A 14,519-nucleotide genomic window follows, 5' to 3' on the forward strand; every position below is an offset into this window, starting at 1 on the left:
CGAATTGAAACCTTTACTTTAGAATTAAGAATTCGCAACGTCTATTTATAGAATGTTCGGTGTCCGTACAGTCATCTCCACATGGAACTAATGGTTTAGTTTTTCCATACCCTTTAGAGGTTAAGCGTGCGCGAGAGATCCCATTTTCAACAAGATATTCCAGTGTAGCACGTGCTCGTTTTGTGGATAGCTCCATGTTAAATTCAAAACTTGATCTCGAATCGGTATGAGCACCAAGCTGAACTTCCATACGCGGATACTTTTTCAATAGTGCTACCAATACGTCTAAAGTTCTTGCAGCTTGTGGTTTTATATCCCATTTTCCAAAATCGAAATAAATATTTTCTAATTCGATATAGGTATTTCCTTCATCGTCATCAGTAACAATTTCTTCAGCATCCTTATATGATTCCATTTCCAATTCAATATTGAATTCTATATTTCCTTTATCATTGGTATCAAAAAATTCAATTTGTGGAATGTATTTCGGCTTAAAACCTTCTATGGAATATTTCTGATTTGGCTTTGTTGCTATTTTATACCTTCCATCTTCACCAACATTTTGTTCGGAGACAACGTTGCCATCTTTATCAAATAGTGTCACCGTTGTATTAGGTAATAAATTCCCTGTCACTTTATCTGTGACAAAACCTTCAATAAAATAAGTTCTTTCGTTTTCTACACGCTTAAATGTGTAAATATGATCAGATCCATCTCTATTTGAAGAAAGATAACCCGTGTTAAGTGAATCAATAACTACAAATGCGAAATCGTCATTTTCGCTATTAATAGTTTCTCCTAAATTTAGTGCATCTAAATATTCCCCATCACTAAAACTGCTAGAGAATAAATCTAAACCACCAAAACCAGATTTGCCATTTGATGCAAAGTATAATGTACTGTCTTTAGCTATATACGGAAATTGTTCTCTATGTTTAGTATTGATTTTAGAGCCTAAGTTTACTGGCGGACCATAAGTGTTATTTTCTAAAATATCTACGTAGAAAATATCGAAAGATCCTAGAGTTCCTGGCATATCACTAGAGAAGTATAATCGTGTTTCATCACTATTTAAAGCTGGGTGCATAGTAGAGTATAAGTCGCTTGAAAATGGTACTGGCTCAATATTTGTCCATTCGTTATCTATTAACTCTGCCTTAAAGATACTTACTACGGCAACTTTATTAGAATCGATTTCAACACGCTTTTTGAGGTTTCTTGAGAAGTACATAGTTTTACCATCCTTTGTAAATGCAGCACTACTTTCATGTTGTTTTTTAGTGTTTACAGTCTCGCTGAATGGTTTGATATTCTCTAACCGCAATTTTTTTCCTTTAGAGATAGTCGCTTCGTAAAGGTCTAGATAGGGTTTGTTATTCCAACTATAATTAGGGTTATTCATGTTTTGAGTAGAGCTAAAGACAATCTTATCTCCGTACAAAGCGATTCCAAAATTAGTGCCGCTAATAGATGACGTTAGTTTCTCTAATTCATAATTATAAGGGACAATACGTTTTAGTAAAGACTTGAAATCTTCGGTGTTAAAAGGTTCTCCTAGGTGAAGCGTAGAAATTTCATCAGCATCTTCGTATTGGTTAGTGCCTTTTAAAACCTCAAAATATTTAAAATAAAAATCCTCAGATAATTCTACAGTGTTTCTTAAATTATAAACTTGTTTATAAGCTTTATGTGCTTTTTTAAATTCTGAATTATAATAATAGCAATCTCCTAAACGCTCTAAATTAGATGCCGTTTTTGGAAGTTGTGCATAAATTTCAGCAGCTTCAATATATGCTCTGTTTTGAAACAAATTATCGGCCTTCTTTCTTGATTGAGAAAAGCCCATGCTACTTGTAAACAAAACAGCAATTAAAATATATAGATTTATCTTTTTCATTTGTATTTAATTAGAAAAATCTCGGTGATTTGTCATAGCCTTTTCCGAATTTATTGATGTTAAATAACAAAAATATTTCATGACTTCCAGAGTTAAATCGACCTAAATTAGATAGGGTGTGGTCATAAGCGTATCCTATTCGTAAAGACGGTGAAATTGAAATATTTACCATTCCACTTACCGAATCATCCCAACGATAGGCTGATCCAATTTCGACTAAATTGTTTATTAAAACATTAGCGGTTAAATCTACAGAGACTGGTGCGCCTTGAACCTGTTTAGACATAAACGCAAATTTTAATTTAGATTTCTCGTTTAGATTGAAAACATAACCACCAGTAAAAAATAAATGTATTTTTTCTGAACCTTGAGTTACTACACCACTATCTTCACTAAGATGTTTAGTCTCTAAAAGATTAGGAGCAGAAAAGCCTAAATAGTATTTGTCAGTAAAATAGAACAGTCCGGCACCTACATTAGGAAAGGTTCTATTAATATTTTCGGCAAAGGCTGGATCTGGTAGTGGATCTGAATACACAAAACCATTAAAATCGGTACTAAAAAACGTTGCGCCTGCTTTTATACCGAAAGATAATTTGGCTTGATCACCTACTGGTAACACGTAAGCAATATCAGCAAAAACACTTGTTTGTTTAACTACATCACCAATTTCATCATGAACTACAGATAAACCTCCTTCTACACGATCTGTTAAAGTGGAGTGGGCAAAAAACGTACCTGTTGTCGGTCCTCCTACCGAATTAGTCCATTGCGTACGATACAGCAGTCCTGCATTAATATAAGATGAGTCATCAGTCGCATAAGCCGGGTTTATTACACTCATATTATACATATATTGTGTGTATTGTGGATCTTGTTGCGCATGCGTAGAGTATCCAATTAAAAGGATAATTATGATGGAACTGTATGTTGTTATTTTACTTCTCATTTTTAAATTTATCGTAATTATCTACTGAGATAGACCCTGCCTTGTAATGGTTCACGTTCACCGTCGTTGAATTCTAAAATATAGAAATAGACACCGACAGGTAAAAGTGTACTTCCTTTTCCGGTTCCATCCCACTTAGGTGAGTTTATATTGCCCTCATATAGAATATTACCGTATCTATTATATATACTTAGTTTAAAATTAGGATAAAGTTCGTTTAAGTTTAGTATATCGAAAACATCGTTTACATCGTCACCATTAGGTGAGAAACCATCAGGAATTAACAGCTCTCTAATACAAGAGATAAGACTTACCGTTACTTCTAAGCGAGTAATACTCTCACAATTATATTGCGTGACTATGGCTGCATAATATACCTTTCCATCTTCTAATAAATCTGAGTCGGCATACGGTGTTCCATCTTCTGGTTGGTCATACCAAACTACAGATGTATAATCTAAAATGTTATTTGTTAAATCTGAAATGGTAGGCTCATCTTCCAGACAAAATTCTGAACCATTGGTAATAAGTTGAGGTGTTGGCGCTAACTCAATTTTTAATCTAACCGGTACGACATTATCTGTAAATGCACTACAGTTTTGGTCAAGAACGAAAAGTTGATTAATAGTTACGAATGTAATTCCCGGATTTTCTAATAAAATTTGCGGAATTATAAATGAAGTTGATCCACTAACTACAGTAACAGGAATAGTGTTTACAGAAACATTAGACCCACTCAATTGATACACTATAGAATACTCACCATCATCAAGTTGAGTAGCACCTGTGATATTTACAATAGCATCTTCAAGACCCAAACAAATGACATTGTTTTCTAATGACATTGATAGTCCTGTAACGTCTGGTGTTTCAATAATTGACACGGTTATACTTGCTGAACTCGTTGTTCCACATTCGACAGAAGTCACAGTATAAGTATAAACACCAGGATTATCTATAGTTGGATCAAATACACCCGTACCACTGCTTAAAGTCGGAGACCAAACACCACCAGTATCAGGAGTTCCTCCTAAACTATCAAAAAGGTTTTCTACATCTGTGATGTCCGAACATAAATTAAGGTTGTTGTCTTCACCGGCATTAGGTTCTTGTGCAAATGATACTGTAACAGTCGATGAGGATTCTGGACAAAATGAAGTATCACTAGAAACAGTATAAGTATAAACGCCTTCGGTATCTACGTTTGGATCAAACAAGCCGGATCCACTAGCAAGGGTAGGCGTCCATACTCCACCCGATTGAGGTGTGCCACCTAGGCTATCGAACAAATCCTGAGCTGTATCAGTACTACAAAATACGATAAAGCCATCAGTTCCCGAATCATTTGGGACTGAAATGGTAATTGTTACAGTTGCTGAGCTACTTCCACATGAATTAACAACAGTATAGGTGTAAACCCCTTCTGGGTCAACAGTTGGGTCGAAAGACCCAGTGCCACTACTAAGTGCAGGGGACCAGGTTCCTCCAGTATCCGGTGTTCCTGTGAGTCCATCAAATAAATTCAAAGTTTCAGTAAATGTACATAGGTTAATTGTGCCATCAATTCCAGCGTCAGGACTTTCTGAAATAGATACGGTAACTGTTGCCGAATCGGCAGGACATATTGAAGTACCTGATATTGTATAAGTATAAACTCCTTCTGCGTCCACATTAGGGTCAAAAATTCCAGTGCCACTTGCAAGAGCAGGAGACCAAGTACCACCCGATTGTGGTGTTCCTCCTAAACTGTCAAATAAATCTGTAGTTGAATCGTTTGTACAAATCTCAATTGTACCATCAAGCCCTGCATCATTGGTATCTAAAAAAGTAATAGTTACTGATGCAGAACTGCTTCCACAAGCATTAGTTACGGTGTAAGTGTAAACACCTTCTGGGTCAACTCCTGGTGTAAAAACTCCAGAGCCGCTGCTTAGTGCAGGAAACCAAGTTCCTCCTGCGTCAGGGAATCCTGTAAGGCCATCAAATAAGTTAATAGTTTCGCTGATGTTACATAAATTCATAGTTCCATCATTTCCTGCATCGGGTTCATTTAAAACAGAAACTTCAACTGTGGCAGAATCATCAGGACATTCAGTTCCACTATTTGAAATGGTATATGTGTAAACTCCAGGAGAATCGATATTAGGGTCAAAGACACCCGTTCCACTTGTTAATGTTGGTGTCCATACACCTCCTGCATCTGGAGATCCACCTAAATTATTAAATAAATCAATTACAGAGTCAGTTGAACAAAGTTGAACGGCACCATCAGTACCTGCTATGTTGGCGTCTGTAATGGATATAGTAACTGAGGCAGAGCTAATGCCACAAGCAGAATTTATAGTGTAAGTATATATTCCTTCAGGATCTATATTTGGATCAAAAACTCCAGTTCCACTGGCTAAAGTAGGGGACCATATTCCACCAGGTTGAGGTGTTCCTCCAAGGCTATCAAATAAATCTGGTGTTGTAGAAACGTTACATAAATTTAAAGTAGCATCTAAACCAGCATCCGGCTCTGTTAATAATGAAACTGTAATTGTGGCCGAACTGTTTGGGCATTCACCATTTCCTGAAAATGAATAAGTATAGCTACCTGCCGCGTCAATATTAGGGTCAAAAACGCCAGTACCACTTGATAGAGCAGGAGACCAAGTGCCTCCAATATCTGGTGTGCCACCTAAACTTTCAAACAAGTCAACAGAGCCGTCATTTTCACAAAGTGTGATAGCACTATCTGTGCCTGCATTTAAAAAAGGTGTGACGTTTATAGTTACAGAAGCGCTAACATCAGAACATGGAAAAGTGCCTGTTACTGTGTAAACATAAGTACCTGGAGCATCCATATTAGGATTAAAAATTCCTGTTCCATTAGTTAATGTTGGTGACCATGTTCCCCCTGAATCAGGAGATCCTCCAAGGCTATCAAACAAGTCTATAGCATTATCATTACTACATATATCAATAGTAGTGTCTGTACCGGCATTAGGTTCTTCGTTTATAATAATATTGACTACAGCTGACGCATCAGGGCACGGTCCTGTACCCACTAATGAATATGTATAAGCACCTGCAGGGTCTATTGCAGGGTCAAAAATATCGGTTCCACTCGATAAAGCAGGAGACCAGATACCACCAGTATCAGGGTTGCCGTCAAGGCTATTGAATAAGTTTATAGTCGATAAATCGTTACTACAAATCTCGATAGTTGAGTTGGCTCCAGGATCTGGCATATCACTCACAGTAACCGTGACTGAAGCTGTTTCGTTAGGACAAGGTGAATTATTTGGAAAAGAATAAACATAAACTCCTTCTGCATCAATATTTGGGTCAAATACTCCCGAGCCACTATTTAATGTTGGTGTCCAAACTCCACCAGTTTCAGGAGTTCCTCCCAAACTATTAAATAAATCAACACTTTGCTCATTGCTACATAAGTTAATAGCTCCATCTTCTCCGGCATCTTTATATGGCGCTACGGTGACGTTGACGGTTGCAGTTGCATCAGGACAAGGAACAGTCCCGGCAACAGTGTAAGTGTATGTGGTTGCTATATCAACATTAGGATCAAATATGCTAGTACCACTTGCTAGCGTTGGAGACCATACACCGCCTGTTTCAGGCGTTCCCCCCAAGCTATCAAATAAATCGACAGGGTCATCAATGCTACACAGCTCTAAGGTTCCATTTTCTCCAGCATTGGGAGTAGGAGCTGAAATTACAGTAACAGTTGCAGAATCATCAGGGCAACTGTTATTTGAACTAACTGTATAAGTGTATTCGCCATCGGCATCGACATTTGGGTCAAAAACTCCAGTGCCACTATTTAGTGAAGGGCTCCATGTACCTCCTGTGTCTGGTGTTCCTCCAAGTATGGTAAACAAGTCTACTGTAGTTGTGGTGTCGCCTTCACAAATTTCTAATGTTCCATTTTCACCAGCTTCCGGGCCATTGTCCAATATTACTAATACTGGTAATCTACCTGTACTTTCGCAAGGTGGATCTAAGGTTGTAGCGTAATAAGTTTGACCATTAACCAAAGGCGTGTTAAGTGGTAATGGTAATGCTGAAAATAAAGATATATACCAATTATTAGTTCCACTTGCTATTAAGTCTCCTACAGTTGGTGTATACTCAGGAGTAGTGCAAAATTGCTGAACCATATCTCCAGTTGGAACTGGAGTGTTACCAACTTTTACTAGAACTGATAATCGCGATGTTCTACATCCTGTGTCAGGGTTTTCTTGATCAGCGTAATAAATGGTGTCATCAATTAATATATCTGAATCATTTAAAGGAATTCCTCCAGATGCCGATAAGTACCATTGTACATTATTTCCTGTGGCCACTAAATCTCCTACAGTCGCAAGAGTAGGGTCGTCTAAACAAAATCCTTGAAAAGGATCTCCCATAGGAGCTTTGTAAATAACAACGTCTACACGAGCTCTCGTTCCACAAGAACCGGTATTGTCATCGGCGTAGTAATCTTCGCCACTGATTAAACTTTCTGAGTTTGATAAGGGAGTGGTAGAAGTGGGAGAGTCATACCAAACGATACCACCTCCGTTATCTATTGCTTGCAAATCTCCAACTAATACAGATTGGACGTCACAAAGACTTTGTAAATTATTAGTAACTGTTGGACATTGTGCTCGAACAGAAGTTAATCCACTAATTATTGAAATAAAAAAGAGCGCTACAAGTAACTGATAGTTAATAAGACTGTAATGATTGGCTTTCATTAAAAATTTTTATAATAATTACTTTGCTTGAAATCGATGCTATGGTTAGGAACAGCAAGTTCAAATTAAAATCATCATCTTGCAAAACTGAGGGGTAGATGCTTAACAAATATATGTAAATACGATTTACCTCACAAAAATTTAATTATGACGATTATATAGTTCTTAAATCTTTATTTTTTTCAATTTATTCGAGCATAATAAAGCCTTCATTTGTGTCATATTGAAATAAATGGACACCCATATTTGAATAATTGAAATCACTTATTTTTTTGTAATCAAACTTTATATGTGGGTGTTCAGAAACTATAGTTTTTGCAGTGTTTTCGAGGGACGAATTTTGTGCGAGTCGTAATAATGTATCTAAGGTCACATCAAATCCAATTATCGCGTACTTAGATGGTTTTGATTCGAACCAAGTTTCATAATTTTTTTCAAAACTACTAGAGGCTTTTCTCGTCATTGGATTAATGCTTGATGGAAAAATTAATTTCAATACGCGATATCTCATATCTGAAACCTCATTTTTCTTAGGAAGCAAAGACGATTCTAATATGACGAGTTGAATGTTATAATCAGCTAGCTTGCTCATTAAAGCGGTTGTTGATTTTAAAAACACAATGGTTTTGTCACTATCAAGAATAATATAATTAAGCTTAGACTTACTTAAGGTCTTTTTTAATGCTCTAGATTCAAACATCCCAGCATTGTCAACTTTTAAAAATTTAGCGTCAGGAATAGTTTTGATTATTAAATCTTTATTTCTAGCCTGTTCCAAATCGCTAACTACTACAACCTGAGCATTTTGTTTCGATAAGTAATTTAATGTTTTAGTCTTTTCTAATTCTGAAGTTGGAATTGATTTGAAAACATAATGGCCCGTAGTAGGGGTGATATTAGATCCAATATCAATAATCGAGATGTTTTTGTTTGATGAGACTTTTGGGCTATAGGAACTGTTTTCTATGAATGGGACTAACATTGCATTTTTATCATGCTCGCTATCGATGTTTATTACTGAACTTGCAATGTTCCGCTTAATCATGGTGACATCGAAATCAAGATTCAATGATTTTGCTGAGTCAATTGCAATTTGTGCTCCTTGAAAAAAGTCAATATATTTTTGAAAATCTTTGTTAGAATCTAGCAGTACTTTTTTTCGGACTTCAGACTTTAAATCGTCAGCAGAAAAAGGTGAATATATGTATAGACCATTAGAAGTATCCGTTTTTAAGTCGGTATATAATTCGGTATTCTTGTTAGTTAATTTTACACTTGAAGAGTAGGTGGGACTTGATTCAGGTTTATCTGCCTTTACTTCGGTTTGAGCTAATTTCGTTGGCATTTTTATAATATCTCCAGTTTTAACTGAAGTTTCAAGTTTTGGATTTAAAGCAAGAAACTCAGCAATGGTCATCTCCGCTTTTTTTGCTAAACTATAAAGTGTTTCTTTCGGTTCAATAACATAGTTTTTATACTTTTTTGCAGAGTCTCCTGAAGCCGTTTCGGTCTTCGGGACCTCAGAGCCTGCAGTTTTAGCGCTGTTAGTGCTTTGGCTTGAAGTTTTAACTAAATTAATTAACTGACCTGTTTGAAGCATTTTAGCAATATGCGGATTTTGACGCTCTAACGTTTGAATACTCACGCCAAAACGCTTAGCTAGACTGAATTTAGTATCTCCTTGTTTAACACGATAGTTTTCAATATTACCATCAATTACAGCTGTTTCGTTGTTGTCTGATTTGGTCGTCGAATTATCCGATTTAGGTATGCGTAAAGTCTCTCCTGGGTATATAGCAGTCTTCGAATTTGGATTAAGTTCATAAATAGATTCGACGCTAACTCCATATTTTAATGAAATTCTATAAACGTTTTCGCCTTTTTTAATGAGGTGCTCGGTATAGTTGGCTTGAGCCATTGAAAGCTGGGTGCTTAAAATTAAAACTATAATAAGCGTAAAAATTTTCCTCATTCTTATGTAAAAATTAATTATAATCTTTTGTTTTTGAAGTGTATACTTATTGTATAGAATAAACTTAAACCCTAAATTGAAATAAGAAAAATAATCTATTTAGAAAGATTACTAACTTGAGGATACAAAGTAGGTTTTGTTATTATTCTGTTAAATTCAAGAATTAAAAGTACTAAATTTATGGGATATACACCTTATGACTGTGTTTATTTTCGATATCATGTAAACATTAAAAAGATTTATATTCCGAAGCTTAATCATTTTGAAGAGGAGCTAAAGAACGATATAAATTAAAAGACAATAAAATAAGTTAACTATAACTAATTAGTAAGTATTATCTTTGTAGCCTTAAATAAAATTAAATGAGTAATATAGTAGCTGTAGTTGGTCGCCCTAACGTAGGGAAATCCACATTTTTTAACCGTCTTATAAAGAGGCGTGAAGCTATTGTTGATGCTGTAAGTGGTGTAACTAGAGATAGGCATTATGGCAAAACAGACTGGAATGGTAAAGAGTTTTCTTTAATAGATACCGGTGGTTATGTTGTTGGTAGCGATGATGTGTTTGAAGCAGAAATTGATAAACAAGTTGAATTAGCCATAGATGAAGCTGATGCTATAATTTTTATGGTTGATGTAGAAACTGGGGTTACAGGAATGGATGAAGACGTTGCAAATTTATTACGTCGCGTTGATAAACCAGTTTTTTTGGTGGTCAATAAAGTAGATAATAATAAACGTGCTGAAGATGCCGTAGAATTTTATTCCCTAGGATTAGGAGACTATTTTACTATTGCCAGTATTAATGGTAGTGGAACCGGAGATTTATTAGATGCGGTAGTGGCTGCATTACCTGAAAAAGAGGAAGTAGAGGAAGATGAATTACCTCGTTTTGCTGTGGTAGGAAGACCTAATGCGGGAAAATCATCTTTTATAAATGCACTGATTGGTGAAGAACGTTATATAGTAACAGATATTGCTGGAACAACGCGTGATTCTATTGATACAAAATATAACCGATTTGGTTTTGAATTTAACCTTGTAGACACGGCAGGAATTCGTCGAAAAGCTAAGGTTAAAGATGATTTAGAGTTTTATTCTGTAATGCGAAGCGTTAGAGCAATTGAACATTGTGATGTTTGTTTAGTGGTATTAGATGCTACTCGTGGTTTTGATGGACAGGTTCAAAATATATTCTGGTTAGCAGAACGCAATAGAAAAGGAATTGTGATTCTAGTTAATAAGTGGGATTTGGTTGAAAAAGACACCAAAACAGCTAAGGAATTTGAACAACATATTAGACAAGAAATAGCACCTTTTACAGATGTGCCAATTATTTTTATGTCTGTTTTAAACAAACAGCGTATTTATAAAGCTATTGAAACGGCTGTTGAGGTCTATAAAAATAGAACAAAACGAATTAAAACGAGTGTGTTAAACGAAACGATGTTGTCAATTATAGAACATCAACCACCTCCAGCTTATAAAGGGAAATTTGTAAAAATCAAATATGTTATGCAGTTGCCTACTCCGCAACCACAGTTTGCGTTTTTCTGTAACCTTCCGCAATATGTGAAAGATCCTTACAAGCGATTTTTAGAAAATAAATTACGTGACCATTTCGACTTTACTGGTGTGCCAGTAAGTGTTTACATGCGTAAGAAATAAATTTATAAATTTATGTCATTAATCTAACCTCCTCAACAGATTGTTGGGGAGGTTATTTAATTTAATAGTGTATCCTATTAAAAATATTATATTTAGTCTTTTTTAAAGTAAAAGTTTTAAAGCTAAACTTTCATCAATAAATTTTCTACGACTAATTCTCGTCTATGGTAATCAATTTTTGAATTAATTTTTAAAACCATTTCAAAAAAAACTCATACGATTTTTAATTTTTGTCGTTCGCAATCGATTAATTATCCCGCTATCAATCTTAACCGTCTTTATGAAAAAAGTATACTTTGTTTTAATTTTTTTGTTTTCATTACAATTGTTTTCTCAAGAAAAATCTTTCACCATTACTGGTAAACTTCAAGCCGAAGATTCAGAACAGCCACTAGAATCAGCTACGGTGTATCTTGAGCGCGTCAAGGATAGTTCTGTAGTTACTTATACTATTTCAGATAAGGATGGGAAGTTTAAACTAGAAAATTCAACATTCGATAAAAATTTAAATTTTTATGTTTCACATGTCGGATATAAAACACATTTCAAAAAGATTTTAATTAATCAGGAAAAGATAGATTTAGGATTAATCTCTATGCCTCTCGATAATCAACTAGGGGAAGTTATAGTGAGATCGACAGCTCCAATTACCATAAAGAAAGATACTTTAGAATTTAATGTAAAATCTTTTAAAACAAAGAAAGATGCTAATGTTGAAGATCTGCTAAAGTTGCTGCCGGGAGTTGAGGTAGACGAAGAAGGAGCAATCACAGTAAACGGTAAACCTGTTAATAAAATTCTTGTGAATGGTAAACCATTTTTCGGTGACGATCCTACGATTACTACCAAAAACTTAACAAAGGATATTATTGAGAAAATTCAGGTTGTAGATACAAAAACGAAATCTGAAGAATTTACAGGTGAGGAGGGTGACAAGGAGAATAAAACTATTAACCTTACTATAAAAGAAGAAAATAACAAAGGCGTATTTGGGCGTGTGTCTGCAGGGGGAGGGACCGATGAACGATATGAATTGGCCGGAATGGTTAATCTATTTGACAATGATAGAAGGATAAGTGTACTGGCAGGGGGAAACAATACGAACTCCCCTGGTTTTAGTTTTGGTGAAATCTCTAAAATGTTTGGTACAGGAGGTTCAATTTATTTTAATAATAATGGTTCATTTTCTATTGGTGGTCGATCTTTTGGTGGTGGAGAAGGTATTACAACATCACAGAATGCGGGTATTAATTACGCAGACGTAATTGGTGAAAAGACAGATGTTTCTGCTGATTATTTTCATTCGTCAAGTAATTCTGAAAATGAATCATCAGCAGAACGAGAAACCATTTTGTCGGATTCGCGATTTTTTACCAATTCAAGTTCAAGATCAGAGAACGACACGGATAATCATAGTTTTAATTTAGCATTCGAAATTGAATCCGATTCCACCTTTCAGATTAATATAGAACCCTCTTTTAATTATTCAAAGTCTAATACACGGTATTTTAGTAATGAGGAAACTTTAGATGAGGAGTATGTTTTAACTAACCAATCTGAAGTAGATTCTAATGTTGAAAGATTTGTTAGAAAATTTTCTAATGAGATATCAGCAACAAAACGTTTGGGAGCTAAGGGAGCATTTGTAAAATTAGAGTTGGAAACTAGTGTGAGCCAACAAGAAAGTGATGATTATTTGTACTCAGATACAGAGGTGTTTGGAACCCATCCAGAATCAATTACACGAGATCAATTTACTGATGGAGATAAGAATAGCTATGGTGTTTCCACGAAATTGTCTTACAGATTGCCAATTATTGCTAAAAAATTCTTTATGAATTTTAACTATGAATACAAAAGAGATAAAGATAAAGACAGAGAAAGCACATACGACTATGATGGGTCTACACAAGACTACACTGAATTTAGTGCTGATTTAAGTACGGATTTCAAATATACAGACTCCAGGAGTATTCCAACTGTTGGAATGTCCTATCGCGGCGAAAAATTATCTACTAGTTTCAATTTAGGATTTAACGTTAGAACCTTAAAAAATGAGGATGTGCTAAGGCCACAATTCGATGTAGAACGAAAGTTTGAAAATATTGAAGGAAATTATAGGTTTAACTATACGTTTAGCCCTAAGTCTTCAGCTTATTTGGGTTATTGGTTGGAAAATCAGCCTCCAGCATTAAGACAACTACAAGCCTATACAGATGTTTCTAATCCGTTGCGGACTATTATTGGAAATCCAAATTTGAACGTATCGAATAGGCATGGTATCTATGGAGGTTATAATGCATTTGATTGGCAAAAACGAACAGGGTTTTATGCTAATTTTTATGGAAATAAAACTGATAATGATGTGGTTTCTAAAACAGTAGTTGATCCCGAAACGTTAAAACGAACGACAACCTATGAGAATGTGAATGGGGCATACTTTTATGGAATTTCAGGGTCGTACAATAAAGACATTAAATTAGACACCTTAAGAACTTTAAAATTAAACCTTAGAATACGTTATAACGTTTCTAATAGAATCAACTTTAATAATGAAGTTAAATATGCGAGTAAAGCGAGAACCATTTCTCCTCGACTTGGTGTCGATTTGCTATGGGATAAGGTGATGGAATTCAAGCCTTACTACGAATTAAACTTCAGTACTAACGCATACGATATTGCGGCGTTTGATGATAGAACTTTTACGAGGCATAATGCAGGATTAAGAACGGCTACATTTTTACCTAAAAGATTAGAATGGAGAAATGATATAAGTTTCAATTATAATTCCGATGTAGCTGTTGGTTTTCAGAAATCAGCTTGGTTTTGGAACTCTACTTTAGCCTATAGTTTGTTTGAAGACAAAGCTTTAATAACACTAAAAGTTTATGATTTACTAAATCAAAATACTAATGCAAAGCGTATTGCGACTCAAGATTATATTGAAGATAAACAAAGTACAGTTCTAAGACAGTTTTTTATGTTAAGTCTAAGTTATAAGTTTAATAGTTTGGGGAGTAAGGGAGAATCAAGTAATAATGATGTTATCTTTTTTGATTAGTAGTGAAGTGCAACTTGATAAGATAAAAGATGAGTAAAATAAGATAAAAGATGAGTAAAAGGATTATAGTAGTTCTATTAATGAATAGAGGAATCGCTATTAATAATATAATGATTCCTCTATTTTATGATTTTAAGAGTTTATCCAGAATTTTGTGTTTTTGAAAAATAATTTCAAAATTCATAGGTTTTAAATGTAATGATTATAACCTACCTGGGAAACAAATGTACA

General features: G+C 35.0%; 6 protein-coding genes. 2 read left to right on the forward strand and 4 right to left on the reverse strand.

What is annotated here, in order from left to right:
* Positions 1-13: 13 nt before the first annotated feature.
* The 4 genes from DFQ11_RS14205 to DFQ11_RS14220 all read right to left on the reverse strand — a co-directional run bounded on the left by DFQ11_RS14205 (position 14) and on the right by DFQ11_RS14220 (position 9,560).
* Positions 14-1,897 carry an OmpA family protein gene (locus DFQ11_RS14205; protein ID WP_110476548.1) on the reverse strand — a complete coding sequence of 628 codons (1,884 nt, stop codon included), beginning with the start codon at positions 1,895-1,897 and terminating at the stop codon, positions 14-16.
* Between the two features lie 10 nt (positions 1,898-1,907).
* Positions 1,908-2,846, reverse strand: a complete 939-nt coding sequence (locus tag DFQ11_RS14210; RefSeq protein WP_110476549.1) for a PorP/SprF family type IX secretion system membrane protein — start codon at positions 2,844-2,846, stop codon at positions 1,908-1,910.
* Positions 2,847-2,863: 17 nt separating this feature from the next.
* A complete protein-coding gene (locus tag DFQ11_RS14215; RefSeq protein WP_110476550.1) occupies positions 2,864-7,588 on the reverse strand; it encodes a gliding motility-associated C-terminal domain-containing protein in 4,725 nt (1,574 codons plus the stop codon).
* A gap of 187 nt (positions 7,589-7,775) precedes the next feature.
* Positions 7,776-9,560, reverse strand: a complete 1,785-nt coding sequence (locus tag DFQ11_RS14220) for a LysM peptidoglycan-binding domain-containing protein (protein WP_110476551.1) — start codon at positions 9,558-9,560, stop codon at positions 7,776-7,778.
* A 362-nt stretch (positions 9,561-9,922) separates the two neighbouring features.
* Here DFQ11_RS14220 and der point away from each other — a divergent pair, with 362 nt between their 5' ends.
* Positions 9,923-11,227 carry a ribosome biogenesis GTPase Der gene (gene der, locus DFQ11_RS14225; protein ID WP_110476552.1) on the forward strand — a complete coding sequence of 435 codons (1,305 nt, stop codon included), beginning with the start codon at positions 9,923-9,925 and terminating at the stop codon, positions 11,225-11,227.
* A gap of 280 nt (positions 11,228-11,507) precedes the next feature.
* Entirely contained in the window at positions 11,508-14,288 is a 2,781-nt protein-coding gene (locus DFQ11_RS14230; RefSeq protein ID WP_110476553.1) for an outer membrane beta-barrel protein, read from the forward strand.
* Positions 14,289-14,519: the final 231 nt, after the last annotated feature.

Origin of the sequence: Winogradskyella epiphytica (assembly GCF_003217215.1) — a bacterium.
Taxonomy (GTDB): domain Bacteria; phylum Bacteroidota; class Bacteroidia; order Flavobacteriales; family Flavobacteriaceae; genus Winogradskyella; species Winogradskyella epiphytica.

Excerpts from the sequence above, each read along its gene's own strand:
- DFQ11_RS14205 (WP_110476548.1), bottom strand. The coding sequence starts at position 1,897 with ATGAAAAAGATAAATCTATATATTTTAATTGCTGTTTTGTTTACAAGT.
- DFQ11_RS14210 (WP_110476549.1), bottom strand. The coding sequence starts at position 2,846 with ATGAGAAGTAAAATAACAACATACAGTTCCATCATAATTATCCTTTTA.
- DFQ11_RS14215 (WP_110476550.1), bottom strand. The coding sequence starts at position 7,588 with ATGAAAGCCAATCATTACAGTCTTATTAACTATCAGTTACTTGTAGCG.
- DFQ11_RS14220 (WP_110476551.1), bottom strand. The coding sequence starts at position 9,560 with ATGAGGAAAATTTTTACGCTTATTATAGTTTTAATTTTAAGCACCCAG.
- der (WP_110476552.1), top strand. The coding sequence starts at position 9,923 with ATGAGTAATATAGTAGCTGTAGTTGGTCGCCCTAACGTAGGGAAATCC.
- DFQ11_RS14230 (WP_110476553.1), top strand. The coding sequence starts at position 11,508 with ATGAAAAAAGTATACTTTGTTTTAATTTTTTTGTTTTCATTACAATTG.